At 67.4% G+C, this 16642-nt stretch carries 14 protein-coding genes; 2 read left to right on the top strand and 12 right to left on the bottom strand.

All coding sequences use genetic code 11. The features are described from left to right. Positions 1 to 7: 7 nt before the first annotated feature. The 7 genes from WEG36_05660 to aspS form a co-directional block, all read right to left on the bottom strand. Entirely contained in the window at positions 8 to 985 is a 978-nt protein-coding gene (locus WEG36_05660) for a universal stress protein (GenBank protein MEX1257087.1), read from the bottom strand. A 249-nt stretch (positions 986 to 1234) separates the two neighbouring features. Beyond that, positions 1235 to 2071, bottom strand: coding sequence for a methylmalonyl Co-A mutase-associated GTPase MeaB (gene meaB, locus WEG36_05655; GenBank protein ID MEX1257086.1), 837 nt, complete (start codon positions 2069 to 2071; stop codon positions 1235 to 1237). Beyond that, complete coding sequence (locus WEG36_05650; GenBank protein ID MEX1257085.1) at positions 2046 to 3695, bottom strand: AarF/UbiB family protein; 1650 nt, start codon at positions 3693 to 3695, stop codon at positions 2046 to 2048. Before WEG36_05650 ends, meaB begins: the two co-directional genes overlap by 26 nt. After that, positions 3692 to 4129, bottom strand: coding sequence for an rRNA maturation RNase YbeY (ybeY, locus tag WEG36_05645; GenBank protein MEX1257084.1), 438 nt, complete (start codon positions 4127 to 4129; stop codon positions 3692 to 3694). The genes WEG36_05650 and ybeY overlap by 4 nt, the downstream gene beginning before the upstream one ends. Positions 4130 to 4176: 47 nt before the next feature. After that, complete coding sequence (locus tag WEG36_05640) at positions 4177 to 6498, bottom strand: HDIG domain-containing metalloprotein (protein ID MEX1257083.1); 2322 nt, start codon at positions 6496 to 6498, stop codon at positions 4177 to 4179. 5 nt (positions 6499 to 6503) lie between these two features. Continuing rightward, complete coding sequence (locus WEG36_05635) at positions 6504 to 7475, bottom strand: PhoH family protein (protein ID MEX1257082.1); 972 nt, start codon at positions 7473 to 7475, stop codon at positions 6504 to 6506. Positions 7476 to 7492: 17 nt separating this feature from the next. Continuing rightward, positions 7493 to 9292: an aspartate--tRNA ligase gene (gene aspS / locus WEG36_05630; protein MEX1257081.1), complete on the bottom strand. Its 1800-nt coding sequence runs from the start codon at positions 9290 to 9292 to the stop codon at positions 7493 to 7495. A gap of 242 nt (positions 9293 to 9534) precedes the next feature. Between aspS and rlmN the strand changes: the two genes are divergently transcribed. After that, the gene (rlmN, locus tag WEG36_05625; GenBank protein ID MEX1257080.1) at positions 9535 to 10719 is read left to right on the top strand and encodes a 23S rRNA (adenine(2503)-C(2))-methyltransferase RlmN; all 1185 of its coding nucleotides are present in this window, start codon (positions 9535 to 9537) and stop codon (positions 10717 to 10719) included. A 189-nt stretch (positions 10720 to 10908) separates the two neighbouring features. On the opposite strand, the gene lepB is transcribed toward rlmN, so the two are convergent. The 4 genes from lepB to panB are packed head-to-tail and all read right to left on the bottom strand — an operon-like array spanning position 10909 to position 14009. Further along, entirely contained in the window at positions 10909 to 11700 is a 792-nt protein-coding gene (gene lepB, locus WEG36_05620; GenBank protein MEX1257079.1) for a signal peptidase I, read from the bottom strand. 3 nt (positions 11701 to 11703) lie between these two features. Continuing rightward, positions 11704 to 12159, bottom strand: a complete 456-nt coding sequence (locus WEG36_05615) for a LytR C-terminal domain-containing protein (protein MEX1257078.1) — start codon at positions 12157 to 12159, stop codon at positions 11704 to 11706. 54 nt (positions 12160 to 12213) lie between these two features. Then, positions 12214 to 13134: a pantoate--beta-alanine ligase gene (panC, locus tag WEG36_05610; GenBank protein ID MEX1257077.1), complete on the bottom strand. Its 921-nt coding sequence runs from the start codon at positions 13132 to 13134 to the stop codon at positions 12214 to 12216. Beyond that, complete coding sequence (gene panB, locus WEG36_05605; protein ID MEX1257076.1) at positions 13131 to 14009, bottom strand: 3-methyl-2-oxobutanoate hydroxymethyltransferase; 879 nt, start codon at positions 14007 to 14009, stop codon at positions 13131 to 13133. The genes panC and panB overlap by 4 nt, the downstream gene beginning before the upstream one ends. Positions 14010 to 14163: 154 nt before the next feature. Between panB and WEG36_05600 the strand changes: the two genes are divergently transcribed. Further along, entirely contained in the window at positions 14164 to 15798 is a 1635-nt protein-coding gene (locus tag WEG36_05600) for an NFACT RNA binding domain-containing protein (GenBank protein ID MEX1257075.1), read from the top strand. Positions 15799 to 15813: 15 nt separating this feature from the next. On the opposite strand, the gene trpA is transcribed toward WEG36_05600, so the two are convergent. Continuing rightward, on the bottom strand, positions 15814 to 16641 hold the full coding sequence (trpA, locus tag WEG36_05595; protein ID MEX1257074.1) for a tryptophan synthase subunit alpha: 828 nt from the start codon (positions 16639 to 16641) through the stop codon (positions 15814 to 15816). Between the last annotated feature and the right edge of the window lies 1 nt (position 16642).

The raw sequence follows: 16642 nt of genomic DNA, 5'->3' as shown, positions 1-16642 counted from the left end.
CGTACGATTACCGATCGCGAGCGAGGGCCCGAATGGAACGGGAAACCCGTTCGTGCTGAGGGCGTTCCATGGGGAAGTCCTGGAGGATGAGGACGGGCCGTTCGGCGCACTGGACGAGCTTGGCTGCGGTCCCTCCGAGCGCCCACGCGGGGGAGGCGCCCCGCCCGTGCGCGCTGAGGACCACGAGGTCCACGTCCCGCGCCTCACAGAGTTCGAGCAGGGCCTCGGCAGGAGCGTGCCCGCCATCGAGCACCTCGTAGTCAACCGGCAGGTCCGGCGCCCCGAAACGCCAGGCCACCTGGTCCAGGTAACTTTTCGCTTCGGAGCGATTTTCCTCGCGCAGGCGGTCGGCGAGGCTTCCGGCCTCGGGAGACCTGGGAAGACGGCTGACGATTTCCGGCGAATCAAGTACATGCACGATCTTGAGACGGCCGCCCGAAGCGCGCGCGATCGCGGCCGCGAGGCCGAGGGACCAGTCGCTTCGCGGGGAGCAGTCCACGGGAGCCAAGACGTGCGCGTACTTGGCGCCCACCAGATCTCCGTTCCCCGTGGGCACCATCCCCCTCGGTGCGAGGAAGATCCCCACCCGTGCGTTCATGATGACCGCGAGCGCGGTGCATCCCATGCGGAGGTGCTGGTCGTCCCCGGCGCCGTGGGGCGTCAGAGCCACCAGGTCGTGTTCGCCGCGTCGAAGGCGATCCACGATGACGGCGGCGGGACCGCCCTCCTCGACGCGCGTCCAGACCTCGCAACCCGCGCGCCTGAGTAGGGCTGCGGCCTTTTCCAGGTACCGGGCTCGCTCGGCACGCGCCATTCGCGAACCGAGCGGATCGGTGGGGGACCCGTGGGCCAAGCACCTCTGGCCGGGAATGACATGGAGAAGATCGAGGCGGGCTTCGAAGACCTTCGAGAGGACGAGGACATGCCGCAAGATCGCCTCCGCCTGGAACGAACCATCCAAGGGCACGAGGATCCGGCGGATCATGCGTCCGACCTCCGTAGGGTGCGAGGGGTCGAGGGAAACGAAGTCGCCCGCGATGGGCGATGCCTCCCGACTTTATATTATGCAAGACCCGGGCCCTGCGGCAACGAAGCGGGGGAAGGCTCGTGTACCCGGGCCATCTCGAAAGGTCCCGCTTCCGCCGACCTCCTGCTAATGAGGTGACGGAGCGGGACTTCGCGTCCTGGCGACCGGGACATTTTGCCCCCCCTTCCCTGGGATCGAGAGCCCCTCTCATTCTTCCGCGGTCACCCCGCCCCAATCCCTGATTCGGGGACCCGCGCCCTCCCTCGGTGCTGCGCGATGCCTGTCCAACTCATCGAGGAGCGCATCCACCCCCACGCCGCTTTCGGCGGTTGTGGCCAGAATAGGTGGACTCCATCCGTCCGCCCGTGGTACACCGAGCTCCAACGCTTCACGAAGTTCGCGCGAGAGGCGTTCCGCTCCGCCGAGCTCGGCCTTGTTCACCACGAAGAGATCGGCGATTTCGGTCATGCCCGCCTTCATCGCCTGAATTGAATCGCCCTGACCCGGCATGAGGACGACCACGACGGAATCCACGCTTCCCGCGACCGCCCGTTCACTTTGCCCCACCCCGACCGTCTCGACCAGCACGCGAGAGAAGCCGAAGGCATCCATCAGGTCTAGGGCGTCCGCCGCCCCGGGAGCGAGCCCACCGAGCGCTTCGCGGGCGGCCATCGATCGGAAGAAGACCCCGGCGTCGCTCCCGAGCTCTCCCATCCGGATCCGGTCCCCGAGCAGCGCGCCACCCGACTTGTCCGACGACGGGTCCACCGCGAGGACGGCGACGGTCTCTCCGCGTGCGCGCAGCCGTCTCACAAGTTCTCTCACGAGCGACGACTTCCCGACGCCGGGCGGACCGGTGATTCCGACCCGATGAGCGCGGGGCGTGAGCCCCCGGCGCGTTTCCGCGAGGAGGGCGTCGAATCCGGGCTCGCGGTTCTCCACGACGGAAATCGCGCGCGCGAGAGCGCGAAGGTCTCCTTCGCGTTGCGCCGCCACGAGCCCCGGATGCGATCCGGCCCTATCGCGGTCGGATTCCGCGGGCATGCCGAAGCGGATTTTCGAGCAGGTGGGTCGGAATGAAAAACACCACGACGAAAAGAACGAGCGCGACCCCCAGGCCCAGTCCGAGCAGCCAAAGGCTTTGAACCGCGACGAAGACGATCGCCGAGATCACCGCGGTCGCGGTCGCGAAGATCGAAAGGAGGAAGCGACGCTCCAGGAGATGGAGGAAGCGTTCCTGCGCCTGCGCATCCCTGGGGTGCACCCGTACACGGAGCTCCTCGCTCTCGGTCCGGTGGAGAAGCTCTCGCACCGAACGAAGGACGTGGGTCACCTCCCCGATCAGGTCGCGCGCGACGGCCATCGGTTCCCGCCCGGTTTGGCGAAGCAGCTCCGCGCGGTGGGTGCGGATCACCCGCCGGATCAGGTGGAGCCCATTGAAGTCGGAGTCGTAACGGAAGCCGATCCCTTCCAGCAGAACGGCAGCGCGAAAAAAATAGACGAGTTCCTGCGGAAGGAGGAGGGGCCATGTATAAAAGGTGTCCCAGAGCTGCTGGACGACCTCTTGCGCCCGTTCTCGCGCCGAGACACGCGCGCGCTCCATGATCCGCATGATCTCCGTGGCCCCGTCGCGAATTTCGCTTCGCGACACTTCGGGGGAGATCATCCCGAGACGATACATCCCATTGATCACGCCATCGAGCTCCTGTCGCTCCACAGCCAACGCGATCGAGAGGATCGCATCGCGGCTCCACCGAGGCACGTCGAGGACCATCCCCCAGTCGAGAATTACGATCGCGCCGTCCTCCGCCACGAGGAGATTCCCCGGATGTGGGTCCGCGTGGAGAAAGCCCTCCATCATCATCATGCGGAGATAGACCCCCGAGAGTCGTTCCATCACGTCGTCGAACTGGAGGTCGCCGGAGGCGAAGCGATCCTGGAGGCGGTCCACCTTGGTGCCCTGGAGGTGCTCCATCACGAGCACCCGGCGCGTCGTGAGGTCCTCGAGCACCTCCGGGATCCGCACGCCGCGCACCGTGTGGAAGATGCGCCGCGCGCGCTCCATGTTTTCCGCCTCCCGCCGAAAATCCATCTCCTCCCGCACCCGAACGGAAAACTCGCGCACCACGTTGGTGATTCCGCGGACGTGGTGATTTGGGAAAAGGATGTTGAGCCAAAAGAGGACCCGGAACGAGAGGTCGAGATCGAGGGCCACCACCTCTTCCACACCGGGGCGAAGGACTTTCACCGCGACGTCCCGATTCCGAACGCTGGCGCGATGGACCTGCCCGAGGGAGGCCGCCGCCACGGGCGCGGAATCGAATGAGTCGAAGACATCCGCGACCGGCCGTCCCAACTCGGCCTCGACGACGGCGCGAATCGCGCCCTCCAACTCCGGGGGCACCTGGTCTTGCAGCGTCCCGATGGCGGAGAGGTAGGGCTCCGGAACGAGGTCCGCGCGCGCGCCGAAGACTTGGGCGAGCTTCACGAACGTCGGTCCGAGCGACGCGATCGTTTCGACGAGCCTCCTCGCGCGGCGGTCATGATGGCCTGGGGCGCGCTTCGCGGGCCGCCCCACGAGGACGAATCGGTGCCGGTCTCTCAGGAAGGCGCCGAGAAATGGAAGGAGAGCAAAAAAGATCCGGCCCCCGCGCGCGATCCGGCTCATATCTCCGGTCTCCGGCTCTGGCTCGCGGATCCGGCCACCCGTGCCCCGGCCATCACTTCGCGGACGAGCGCTTCCTGCTTTCTGAACATCGCGCTTTTAGCAGTCCCTTCTTCCTCTTCCTGCGCGCCATGGTCGTATCCGAGGACATGGAGCGTTCCATGGATGCATAGGCGAACGAGTTCCTCTTCGAAGGACACGCCGTGCTCACGCGCCTGCCGATCGGCCTGCTCCACACCGACATAGACGTCGGCGACCGGTGGTTCGCCGGGATCGTGAAGGGCGAAGGAGAGGACATCCGGAGCCCAGTCGTGGCCGAGCCACTTTCGGTTCAGCTCTCGAATCGGTGGATCCGCCAGGAAGGCGATCGAAAACTCTCCCCGCGGGACGCCTTCCCCCGCGAGGGTGGCCCTGACGGCCCTTTCGAGGAGAGGCACCGGGAGGGCGTGGCCATCCGGAGCGCTCAGGACGATCGCCGGTTCGCTCAGTTCCCTTCTTCGCTCCCCTCCACTTCCGTCCCGGCCTCCCCCCCCTTCTGCACAGGGCTGGATGGGGAGGCCGCGGAAGGGGATTCCGTGAGATGCCGTGTGGCGGGATAGTCAATTCGGTGGTGGTACACGCTCATCATGACCTTGTGGAACTGGTCCTTGATCTTCCCGATCTCCCTCAGCGTCAGCGGAGACTCGTCCAGCTGGCCCTGACGGATCTTGTCGTCCACGATCGATTCGACGAGATCGCGTACGCGCTCGGGGGTCGGGTCCTGGAGGACACGTGCCGCGGACTCCACCGAGTCGGCGAGCATCGAGATCGCGGTCTCCTTTCGCTGGGGCTTGGGTCCGGGATACCGATAGGCTTCCCGGTCCGGTGGATCCTCTCCCTCCGCCTCCGCCTCCTGCTTGGCACGCTCGTAGAAGTAAGAGATCTCCTGGGTGCCGTGGTGCTCGGGGATGAAGTCCACGAGGACGTCCGGGAGGCCTGCCTCTTCCGCCATGCGGACCCCCTCCGTCACATGTTCCATGACGATTGCCGCTGAAGTCGCCGGCTTCAGCTTGTCGTGGGGATTCCTCCCCGACGGCTGGTTTTCGATGAAATACTGGGGCTTGAGCATCTTTCCGACGTCGTGGTAATAGAGGCCGACGCGGCAGAGGAGGCCATTCGCTCCGATCGCATTCGCGGCGGCCTCGGCGAGATTGGCCACGCTGATCGTGTGCGCGTAAGTCCCTGGGGCCTCCATGGAGAGCTTCCTGAGGAGGGGCCGATTGGGATCCGCCCACTCGAGAAGAGTCTGGTCCGTGGTGATCCGGGTGAACCACTCGAAAACAGGGAGGAAGCCCATCGCGAGAATGGCGCTGACCAGGGCATTCCCTGTCGTCCAGGAAAGTGAAGTCACGAGGGAAGGGAGTCCCCGCGCTGTCAGCACCCCGAGGGTCAGGATGACCGCCACGTAGGCGGCCGCAATGATCGCGGCGAAGATCCAAGTCTGCGCGCGCCGCCGCACCGCCCGCACGGAAAGCGCCGCCGCGGAGCCGGCGACGAAGACGGGGAGCCAGGCGTGGACGTCCCTGAAGGGCGCCTGCGCGCCAATCAGGGCGGCGAGGGTCCCGACCAGGATGAGAGCAAGCCGGCCGTCCCAGAGAACGGCTACCGCGAGCGCGACGAAAGCGATCGGCAGGCTCTCGGGCGGGAGGGCGTCGTTACGAGCGACGATCCCCGCCGCGCCCGCGAAGGCCACGACGAGGAAGCCGAGGAGAATGAGCCAGCGAAAGTTCCGGTAGACATCGTGCCCGTAAAGAAAGGTCAGGAATCCGAAAACACCGAGCAGGACGAAGTTGAGAATGACTCCGGCGACCACTCCCCCGAAGTCCAGTGCTCGGTCCTCGAGGCCCCCTTCCGTGCGCAGTGCCTCTTCGTAGGCGCGAAGCCGCTCGAGCTCGGATGCGCCGACCTGCTGGTTGGCGCGGACGACCGCCTCGCCCCGGAGCACGGTGACCTTCACGGTACTCACCGCCTGACGCGCGTCGTTCCGCTCCATTTCGGTCGCCGTCGCGTCGTAGCGCAGAGTGGCGTCCATGAAGCGAATCAACGTCAGGCGGAGAAGCTCGCTCACCTCGGGACTCGACCCGGTGGGAAGGAGCTGCGCCGCCTGTTCGAAGAACTCTCTCGAGGTCAGCACCGCGTCCTGCGCCTCGATGCGCTCGACTCCCGAGATCTCCCGGATCACGATCCCGGGCGTGCCCGGCTGGATCGGGCCACTTTCGTCCAGGACTCCAAGGGGGAGGATTTCGTTCGCCGCGCGGAGCGCCGTGACTTCCAGGAGCTCGCGCGTCGCGGCCTCCCGGAGCAGGCCCCGCTGACTCTCGGACACCGCCAGTCCGTGGTCGTCGAGGATCCGGTCGAGCGCATCCACTGGGTTGTTCGCCCGTTCGACCGCGGCCACGGAGGCGAAAAACCCTTCGATCGCCCGTGCCATCCGGGGCGCAGCCTGCGGGTCGAAGCGGAAGGTCGGTGGGACCGTGGCTGCGGCGGCCGCCCGCTCCCGTTCCAGCTCCTCGGTGTTTTTGTGGACCGCGAAGTCCATCGAGGCGATGACATCCTCGCCGGCCACCATCCCCATCTGGTAGGTCCCGACCCGCTGTCCGCGCGGCTGGGGAATGAACACGGTGACCGCAACCGCGACCGCGAGGAGGAGGAGCGCCCGCGTCCCGTGGTGGGTGAGGCGAGCGCTCCACCCCGTCCCGGGAGCGCCGGAGAGGCGCTCCAATGTCGTCACTTCCCGCAGGGTACGGCTCGTCGAAGAGGCGCGCATCGCGATTATTCCTCCTCGTCTCCGGCCTCGGCGTACGCTCGAATGATGTCCTTCACCAGACGGTGCCGAATCACGTCCGCGCCGTCCAGGTAAATGAAGGAGATCCCCTCGATTCCCTTGAGAATGCGCTCCACCTCGAGGAGCCCGGAATCCTCCGATCGGGGAAGGTCGATCTGAGTCTTGTCGCCCGTGATGACCACCTTCGAGTTCAACCCGAGCCGAGTGAGGAACATCTTCATCTGCGCTGTGGTCGCGTTTTGTGCCTCATCCAGGATCACGAAGGCGTCCGAGAGAGTCCGACCACGCATGTAGGCGAGAGGAGCGATCTCGATGGTGCGGTCCTCCAGCGCCCGATTCACGCGGTCGCTCGGCATCATGTCCTCGAGCGCGTCGTAGAGTGGCCTGAGGTAAGGGTCCACCTTCTCCTGGAGGTCGCCGGGGAGGAAGCCCAAGTTTTCTCCGGCTTCGACCGCGGGACGGGCGAGGACGATGCGGCGGACGCGTTTCCGGTAGAGAGCGTCCACGGCCGCCGCGACCGCGAGATAGGTCTTCCCCGTCCCCGCCGGACCGATCCCGATCACGATGTCGTGGTCCAGAATCGCGCGCAGGTACCCTTCCTGGCCCGCCGACTTCGCGGTGATCACACGACGGGTTCCCGGAAGGGCGATCCGGATCCGTTCGTCGTCGGAGAGAATGCGGACCGCACCGCTCCGGTCGAACTCTTCCGCGATTCGCGCCACGTCACCCGTGTCGAAGGGTGCGCGAAGCCGCGCGAGCTCGATCAGGTGCTGAATCACCGGAACCGCGCGCTCCATCCGATCGACTTCGCCGGATAGGAGGAGCTGATCCCCTCGCAGGACGACTCGGATCTCGAAGAGCCTGGCGAGCTCCTGCATGTTCGCGTCATTCACTCCGGCCAGAAGGAGGTGGTCGGCTCCTTCGGCGTCCAGCCGATGTTCGACGATCGTTCGCTCCATCCGCTCCATGCGCGGCTCTACCCGGTCCGCTCGGCGCGCACCGTGAGCCGGAGCGAGTCGAGCTCCTCGCGAGTGACCGGCGTCGGTGCACCCTCGAACAGGGCCCGGGCGGCCGTCGTCTTCGGGAAGGCGATGACGTCACGGAGGCTTCCCGCCCCGGTGAAGTCCTTCACGATGCGATCCACGCCGAGCGCGATCCCTCCGTGGGGAGGCGCGCCCGAGCCGAGCGCCTCCAGGAGGAACCCGAACTTGCGGCCGATCGCCGCATCCTCCAGCCCGAGGATTCGGAGAATGCGGCGCTGGAGCCCGGGCTCGTGAATACGGATGCTTCCGGACCCCAGCTCCGAGCCGTTGTATACGAGGTCGTAGGCGAGCCCCCGCGCCGACCCCGGAGCGGAGTCGAGGAGCTCCATGTCGTCCGGGTGGGGGAGAACGAAGGGGTGGTGGCCTGCGTACAGGACACCGTCCACTTCCTCGAAGAGGGGAAAGTCGAGCACCCAGAGCCAGGCGTGGGCGCGCTCCGGTGGAATCTCGAGCGCCCGGATGGCCGCGCCTCGCACCGCGGAGAGGGCGGGCGATGTCACACGGTCCGGCCCGGCCGCCACCAGAAAGAGGTCCTCTGCGGCCGCTCCGAGCGCACTCCACTCCGCATCGCCGAGCCAACGGGAAAGCGGGCCGCTGGTGTCGTCCGCGCCGTGCTTCGCCCAGAGAAGGCCCGGAGCGCCCGCTGACCTCGCCACCCCCTCGAGCGCCTCGACCCCTTTTCTCGGAAGCCGCGCGCCCCCCGGAATCCGAAGGCCGCGAATCCGCCCGCCCTCCGCGACGATCTTGCGCAGGAGATCGGACTCCACCCCCCGGAGCGCCGAGGTCCAGTCGGAGACCTCGAGAGTCCAACGAAGGTCCGGACGGTCGGAACCGAAGCGTTCGAGGGCCTCCGCGTGCGTGAGCCGTGGGAAGGGGGGCTCTCCTTCGACCCCCGCCACCTCCGCGAGCTCGCGCATGAGCCCCTCGATCCAACGGACGATGTCCTCAGGCGTAATGAAGGAGGCCTCGACGTCGATCTGAGTGAATTCGGGCTGGCGGTCCGCTCGGAGGTCCTCGTCACGAAAGCAACGCGCGATCTGCAGGTACCGGTCGAAGCCGGCCGTCATCAGGACCTGCTTGTAGATCTGGGGACTCTGCGGCAGGGCGTAAAACTCGCCGGGGTGCACGCGGCTGGGGACGAGGTAGTCGCGGGCGCCTTCCGGCGTCGTTTTTGTGAGGATCGGAGTCTCGACCTCGACGAAACCCATTCGGTCGAAGTAGTTCCGCGTCGTGAGGAGGAGGCGGTGCCGGAGTCGGAGGTGCTCCTGGAGCTCGGCGCGGCGCAGGTCGAGGTGGCGGTGCCTCAGCCGCAACTCCTCGGCCGGGAGCTCCTCGTCGGGGGCTCGGTAGACCGGGATTGCGGGCGTTTCGGCGGGATTGAGAAGCTCCAACCGATGGACCTTCACCTCGATCTCGCCGCTGGCCAGCTCTACGTTGCGGGCTTCCGGCGGACGCGGAGCGACCTCCCCTTCCACACGGATGACGTCCTCGCTCCCGAGCTTTCCCGCCCGACGCAGGCTTTCGGCCTCGGTCCACTCAGGTCCGAAAGAAAGTTGGACCACACCTCCCCGGTCCCTGAGGTCCACGAAGAGGAGCCCTCCGAGGTCACGCCGGCGATGGACCCACCCGACCAGTGTCTCCCGGCGTCCCGCGGCACCCGCGTCGAGCGAACCGGCGAGCCGCGTGCGCAGCCCGGTGGAGAAGTCGGAGATCCCCGCGCTCGTGCCCTTCATTCGGCTCCTGCGGCTGACGTGAGACGGCGGGTTCGGGGAACCGGCGAGGGGGTCGGGATCGATCGGAAGTGCGGAACCGTCGCTTCTCGAAGCTCTCGCAATGAGAAAGGGGACCCCGGGAAGCGCCTCCCGCGTCGCCGAACCTACGGCCCTCCGGAGCCGTCCGACGCCCGATTCATCGGGAGTGAGGCGATCGCTAACTTAATGGCGCACTCTGCGGTACTCAAGCAACGAGGGGACCTATGACGGAATCGGATCGGGGCTCGGGGAAGCCGCCGTCCCCGGCAAGCGGGCCCGTGACTCTTCTCGACCTGACCCCGGCGGAGCTCGCCTCTGCGGTCGGGGCTCACTTCGCGGCCCGAGGCCAACCCGCCTTCCGGACCGAACAGGTACGAAAATGGGTGTACGAGTCCGATGTTGCCACCATCGAGGAAATGACCAATCTCCCCGCCGCGGAGCGCGGGGCCCTGGCGGCCGCCTTCACCCTGGGTGAGCCGCACCTCGCCACCATGTCACGGTCCGCGGACGGGACGGCGAAGCATCTCTGGCGGCTGGACGACGGGGACCTGGTCGAATCCGTCCTCATTCCAACGGAGGATCGGCTCACACTCTGCATCTCTTCCCAGGCCGGGTGCGCGATGGGGTGCACCTTTTGCTCGACGGGTTGGGGCGGGTTTTCGCGCCAGCTCTCCGCCGGAGAAATCGCGGGGCAGTACCGGGCGTCACGGCGGTGGGCCCACGAAGAGGGTTATGGGTCGCTCACCAACGTGGTGTACATGGGGATGGGCGAGCCCCTCGCCAACAGGAGCGCCGTCAACGCATCTCTGACCATCCTGAATCAGGGCTTTGGCATGGGCGCGCGCCGAATCACGGTCTCGACGGTCGGCGTGGTCCCCGGGATCCTCGAACTCGCCGCGCGCCCGGAACAGTTCGGGCTCGCGCTCTCGCTTCACGCCCCGGTGCACGAGCTCCGCGGTGAACTGATCCCCCTCGAGCGTCGTTACCCGCTCCCCGAGGTGATCGAGGCGGTCCGGCGCTTCACCGAGGGAAAGGGGCGCCGGGTCACTTTCGAATACACGATGATCGGGGGGATCAACGACGCGGACGAGCTGGCCCCGGAGCTCGCGCGTCTCGCGCGGGAGGTTCGAGCCTTCGTGAACCTCATCCCCTACAACCCGATTCCCGATCAGGACTGGAAACCGTCCACTCCCGATCGGGTCGAGCATTTCCGCAGGACGTTGGAGCGGGCAGGAGTGTCGGTCGCGGTCCGGGAGCCTCGCGGGCGAGACATCGGCGCGGCTTGCGGGCAGCTACGGGCGAAGTCTCTGGTGCATATGGGCGGGCGTGTGGGTGCGAGGGCATTGGACCGTGGGATTGCTCTCCCATTCCGGTTAGCCGCGCCCTTCCGGAGACTTACGACAGGGTAGGTCTACTCAATTTCCGACATGCTCCGGTTCCCCCAAGCCCCCGCAGTTATTCACTATTCGACGGGGGTCGCGGGGAGGGAGGCGGAGGGGAGCATGCGCCGACCGTCCGGGGGCCGAACCCCGGAACGCGCGGGGCGAAAAAGTACGGTAGGGAGACGCATGCTCCCCTCCGCCTCCCTCCCCGCGACCCTATTCGATCCTGTTCCCGATCCGGTCCCAACGGATCTCGCGGAAAAAGGGAAAGGCTTCGGTCGAATCGCGGTTGTAGGAGAAGTAGAAGAACATCGCCCGTCCTTCGAGGCGCCAGCGTTCGATCACGCCCCAATATCGGGAATCCAGCGAGAAATCCCGGTTGTCCCCGAGCATGAAATAGTGCCCCATCGGGACCACCAGCGGACCCCAAGTGTCGCGCGTAGGCCGGTATGCCGCCGGATCCACCCCGGGGGCCAGGTGGTCGCGTTGCCAGAGCATGCGCGGATCCTGGTCGTCGCCAGTTGGGTCGCTCCATTTCACATAGGGCTCTTCCTGTATGGCCCCGTTCAGGTAGAGCCGCTTCTGGCGCATCTCGAGCGTGTCCCCCGGCATCCCTACGAGGCGCTTCACCAGCTTCATCCCCTCTTCGTGCGCGGGATCGAAGACGAGCACATCGCCCCGCTCCGGCTCAGAATATCCAGGGGTCAGGGTGAGGGTCCCGGGAATCCGGGTTCCGAGCGCGACGCGGTTCACCATCAGGAAGTCGCCGACGAGGAGGGTGTCCTCCATCGAACCCGAAGTGATCACGAAGGTTTGGACGAGAAAGGTGCGGATGACGACCAGGAGGCCGAGCGTGAGGAGGATGGTCTTCGTCCACTCCCAGAGCTCTCCGCCTCGAGCTCTTCCGCCCCGGGGCCCTTCCCCGGACGGCCCGGCCAGCTCCGAGGCGCGCCCCCCCGCTTGCGGCCGTTGGTCCCTCCTCCTCCGCATGCGTTCGCGCCTATCCATCACTTACCTCTCCTCGGCGGGGGCCCACTCGGACCCAAGGAGGACGGTCACATCCACGAGCAGCGTGGAATCCGGCTCGAGCCTGACCACCCCGATCCCGAGCGCGGCCGCCACCTCGGCGGCGGCATCCCGATTCGAGGTTCTCGCCAGGACGACCGATCCGCCCCGCGCAACGCTCTGCGCGTTCCCGAAATAGACGACGTCGAACCCGTCGTCGCGGAGGAGCTCCGTGGCGCGCCCCGCCATCCCCTGCACCCCGCCCCCGTTCAACACCTCCACGCGAACTCGGGCGCCCGGGGCTGGAACCGCGCCATCTTCGGCGAGGTTCTCGACAAGGCCGCTCCCGTCCCCTCGGCCGAGCACGCCGGGGAAAAGCCCTCCGATTCCGAGTCCGGCGGCGACGACTGCAAGCATGAGGCCGAGCGGCCAGATGGGCTCCCGCCTTCTCGTCCTACCCATGGAGCGCCGCGCCCTCGCATGCGTCGCCCGCGCTCCGGCGGCCTGGAGTCTCTCTCATCGTTTTGCCTCCACGGGCTTCGCTAGGGGGATCCGCGGATCCAGGACTTTCGCGCCGAGCACGAGATTGTCAATGAGACGGGTCCGTCCCACGAAGGCCGCAACAGCGAGGACCGTTCCAACCGTGACGCTTTGTGCGGCTTCGAGGGTCTCGGGGTCAACGAGCTCCGCGTATTGGAGCGTGAGCCCGGGATGCCCGGCGGCGACTTCGGCGAATCGCCCGATCAGGTTCCCTGCGCTGATCTCGCCCGAGCGAAAGAGTCCGTCGGCCGCCGCGAGGGCCTGCGACAACCCGAGGGCCTGCGCGCGTTCCTGGTCAGACAGGTACGCATTCCGCGAGCTCAGCGCGAGCCCGTCTTCGTCGCGCACGAGGGGCGCGATCTCGATCCGCACCCCGAGCTCGAGGTCCTTGACCATGCGGCCGATGAGGACCGCCTGCTGAAGGTCTTTTCGGCCGAAGACCGCGAAGTCGGGACGCACGATCCCGAACAGCTTCGCGACAACCGTCAACACCCCTTCGAAGTGGCCGGGGCGGTAAGGGCCGCAGAGCCGTTCGCCCAGGGGACCAGGAGATACGCGGACGAGAGCCGCCCCGTCCGGGTACATCACCGATTCATCGGGGGCGAAAACCAGCGAAACGCCCCTGGAGCCGGCGAGATCCGCGTCGCGGCCGAGGTCTCTTGGGTAACGCGCGTAATCCTCGTCCAGTCCGAACTGAAGCGGATTCACGAAGATGGAGGCCGCGACGACGTCTCCGAGAACCGCTGCGCGGTCGAAAAGCGTCAGGTGACCCGAGTGGAGCGACCCCATCGTCGGGACGAGGGCTACGCTCTTTCCGCTCGCACGCACCTCGGCGAGGAGCTTGTCGAGTTCCTCTCGGGTGCGCGCCACTGCGGGCCGGCCCTCACCGGGGATCATCCCTCCGTCCCGAAGGTGTGTTCGGGCCCCGGATAGCGGCGAGCGCGCACCTCCTCGAGATATGCCCTCACCCCCTCCTCCGCCGCCGCCCCGAGCTCCGCGAACCGCTTCAGGAAGCGGGGAGTGAACCCCGGATTCAAGCCGAGGGCGTCGGGAAGGACGAGGACCTGCCCATCGCATGCCGCGCCGGCCCCGATTCCAATGGTCGGAATCGTGAGAATCCGGGAAATCTTCGCGGCGACCTCTCCGGGCACGAGCTCGAGGACGATCGAAAAACACCCGGCCTCCTCCAGAGCCTTGGCCTCTTCGAGGAGCCGGTCCGCCGCCTCCGGTCCACGTCCCTGGACCCTGTAGCCGCCGAGGGCATGAACCGACTGCGGGACGAAACCCAGGTGGCCCATCACGGGAATCCCCGCCCGGACGAGCGCCCGCACGCGGTCGCAGGCTGAAGCGTGCCCCCCCTCGAGCTTCACTGCCTCCACCTCGGCCTCTTTCAGGGCCCGCCCCCCGCTTCGCACCGCATCCTCGTCCGAGGCCTGATAAGTCAGGAAAGGGAGGTCCATCACGATGAAGGTGTGTGGCGCCCCCCGGCGTACCGCTCCCGCGTGATGAATCATCTCCTCGAGGGTGACCGGGAGGGTGGAATCGTATCCAAGGACGACCTGTCCGAGAGAATCCCCGACCAGAATCATGTCCACTCCGGCCTCTTCGAGAATCCTCGCGAAGAGGACGTCGTAGCAGGTCAGGACGGTGATCGGAGTCCCCCGCGATTTGAGCGCCAGGAACTCCCGGACCGTCGACTTCGTGGAGGGAGATGGGGGCTGGGTGGACACGTTGGTGGCGGAGCCATGCGACTCCGGCGGAAGGAAGGGCAATTTGTCGCCCGACGATAGAGAGACCCCGGAAATGTGTCAAACCCTTGGTTCGTGCCGCCGTTCCCGGCGGCGAGCCCCTGACTTTGCCGCTCTCCGACTTGGCGACCCATTGTCTCGCTCGGTGCCTCGACAGGCTCGGGTTACTTTTTCCGACATGCCTGTCCGCTGGGACCCCCTCCTCGCCGCCGCGACCGCACGCGCCCTTTCGGATGCGCTGGTGGGTGCCCGCGTGCGCGCGGTCCTCCTCGACCCCGACGCGCGGCTCGTCCTCCTTCACCTCTCCGATCATACCCTTGCGGTGGAGCTCCATCCTTCGTGCGGCTGGGTCTCCCTCCTCCCTCCCTCGGACCTTCTCCCGGAGGCACGTGCGCTCGCCGGAAGAGTCGCGGCGGTGCGGTCATTCCCAGACGACAGCGCCATCGCGGTGGAAATCGCTCGGAAGAGCGGACGGTTGGAGCTCGTCTTCGAGATGGTCGGAAATCGCTGGAACGCCCTGGTCGTGGACGCGGGAAGCCGGCGCCTGCGCGCGGTCCTCCTCCCGCGACCGAAGGGGACCCGCCGCCTCACGGTCGGGGAAGTATATCGCCCGCCGCCGCAAACGGGTCGCCGGGGGATCGAGCCCGCACTCGACGCTCGCGAATGGGAGGAAATCGCGTCCAGCGGGGGGGTTACGGCGGAAGGGCGGAGGCGGGCCATTCTGGCCGGAGTCGCGTGGACCTCGTCCCTCAACGTCCATGCCCTCCTCGGGGAAAACGGGTGGGAGCGCTGGAAGGCGATGACGGACCCGGCCGCATGGGGCTCCTTCCTCCTCCAAGCGGAAGCGGGGCCACTCCCCTATCCGGTCCCGCTCGAAGGACTCGAGGCAGAACCGGCGCCCTCGCTTCTCGAGGCCTTCCGGCTTTCGCGCGCCCGCGCCGAGGAGGTCGCACCGCCCGCCTCCCTCCTCGTCCCTTGGCGCCTCCTCGCCCGCGCCCAAGACCGCATCCGCCGCGCCGAGTCCCGGGGTGCGGCGCTCCGTCGGGAGCTCGAGGAGCCGGGTGATCCCTCGGCGCTCCGGGGAACGGGCGATCTGATCCTCGCCCGTTACAATGAGATCCCCCGAGGTGAGGGGCAGGTTACCCTCCGCGACTTCGACGGCTCGGCGGCCGAGGTCGCGCTCGACCCGTCCCTCCCGCCGCAAGAAAATGCGGCACGGTTCTACGCTGAAGCGGGACGAATCGAGCGCGCCCGCGAAATCCTCCCCGCCCGGATTACGGAAGCAGAGTTGGAGCTCGCCCGCTGGAAAGGTCTCGCGTCTCGCGTGCGTGCGGGCGAGCTCCCCTGGACGGACCTGGACGAGGCGTTGGGGCCGGAGCCGAAGACTGCGCGGCGCCGACCCGTGCAGCAGGCGCCCGCCTTACCCTTTCGCCGTTATTCCAGCTCGGGCGGCCTCGAGATTCGGGTGGGACGGGGAGCGCGCCAGAATGACGAGCTGACCTTCCACCACTCGTCTCCCGACGACATCTGGTTGCACGCGCGGCAGACTCCGGGGGCCCACGTCATCCTCCGGTGGGGACGGGAGGAAGGCCCGCCTCGCCGCGACCTCGTGGAAGCTGCGACGTTGGCCGCCCTCCACTCGGAGGCACGGGGCTCGGCGAGCGTCTCCGTCGTCTGGACCCGGCGAAAACATGTCCGGAAACCGCGAAGATCCCCTCCGGGCACGGTGGTCCCGGAACGGTTCGAGACGCTGATGGTCGAGCCGGACCCTGCGCTCGCCGCCCGCCTCGAACGGGGTCCGGAAAGAAGCTGAATGGAATGGGCGCCTTCAGCCGCGAGCGGCGTCCATCGCGCTGCGGAGCCCCGCGAGAAACACCTTTCCCCCCTCGACACCACCGCGCTCGACCGCGTCGGTGAGGGCGCTCCCCACGACGACGCCGTCGGCCACCCCTGCGACCTCTGCCGCCTGGGCCGGGCTTGAAATTCCGAAACCCACAGCGATGGGGAGCTTGGTGAGTGCCCGCAGTCCCCCGACTTCGCGGGCGAGCTCATTCCTCAACTCCGACCTCGCGCCGGTGACTCCGGCTCGCGAGATGTAATAGAGGAACCCCGAGGCGCCCGCCGCAATTTCCCGCACGCGGGCCGGCAGCGTCGTGGGGGCGATGAGGCGAATGAGGTCGAGTCCCCCCTCTCCAATCGCGCGCTCGAGGGTGGGATCCGCGCCGGCCGGAAGGTCGGTGAGGAGCAGCCCCTGCGCCCCCGCCTCTCGCGCTTCCCTCACGAAATCCCGCACGCCGAAGTGGTGCACCGGGTTCAGATAGGTGAAGAGAACTACCGGCGTGTCGTTCGTCGCCCGGAACTCGCGAAGGAGCGCGAGGGCACCCCGCACGGTCATCCCGCGCTCGAGGGCCTGAAAGGTGGCACGCTGGATCGTGGGACCGTCCGCAAGCGGATCGGAGAATGGGATCCCGAGCTCGATCACATCGGCGCCCACGGTGGCGGCCGCGCGCATCAGCGCGAGGCTCTCGCCGGACGAAGGGTACCCGGCGCAGACGTAAGGAATCAGAGCGGCCTCCCCCTGTTCCCTGCGGGCGCGGAGCGCGGCCGAGATCGAGGGCGCGGTCGCGGCGGAAGGTCCTACGGCTGTCGTGGACACG

It is taken from the genome of Gemmatimonadota bacterium (genome assembly GCA_040882465.1).
In the GTDB taxonomy this organism is placed as follows: domain Bacteria; phylum Gemmatimonadota; class Gemmatimonadetes; order Longimicrobiales; family Gaopeijiaceae; genus JBBEBG01.
This window is presented reverse-complemented; position numbering and strand designations above follow the sequence as displayed.

Coding starts and splice junctions, on each gene's coding strand:
- WEG36_05635 (MEX1257082.1), bottom strand. CDS start 7,475: ATGGAGCGAACGATCGTCGAACATCGGCTGGACGCCGAAGGAGCCGAC.
- WEG36_05615 (MEX1257078.1), bottom strand. CDS start 12,159: ATGGGTAGGACGAGAAGGCGGGAGCCCATCTGGCCGCTCGGCCTCATG.
- panC (MEX1257077.1), bottom strand. CDS start 13,134: ATGATCCCCGGTGAGGGCCGGCCCGCAGTGGCGCGCACCCGAGAGGAA.
- WEG36_05640 (MEX1257083.1), bottom strand. CDS start 6,498: ATGCGCGCCTCTTCGACGAGCCGTACCCTGCGGGAAGTGACGACATTG.
- meaB (MEX1257086.1), bottom strand. CDS start 2,071: ATGCCCGCGGAATCCGACCGCGATAGGGCCGGATCGCATCCGGGGCTC.
- WEG36_05660 (MEX1257087.1), bottom strand. CDS start 985: ATGATCCGCCGGATCCTCGTGCCCTTGGATGGTTCGTTCCAGGCGGAG.
- WEG36_05600 (MEX1257075.1), top strand. CDS start 14,164: ATGCCTGTCCGCTGGGACCCCCTCCTCGCCGCCGCGACCGCACGCGCC.
- aspS (MEX1257081.1), bottom strand. CDS start 9,292: ATGAAGGGCACGAGCGCGGGGATCTCCGACTTCTCCACCGGGCTGCGC.
- lepB (MEX1257079.1), bottom strand. CDS start 11,700: ATGGATAGGCGCGAACGCATGCGGAGGAGGAGGGACCAACGGCCGCAA.
- WEG36_05650 (MEX1257085.1), bottom strand. CDS start 3,695: ATGAGCCGGATCGCGCGCGGGGGCCGGATCTTTTTTGCTCTCCTTCCA.
- rlmN (MEX1257080.1), top strand. CDS start 9,535: ATGACGGAATCGGATCGGGGCTCGGGGAAGCCGCCGTCCCCGGCAAGC.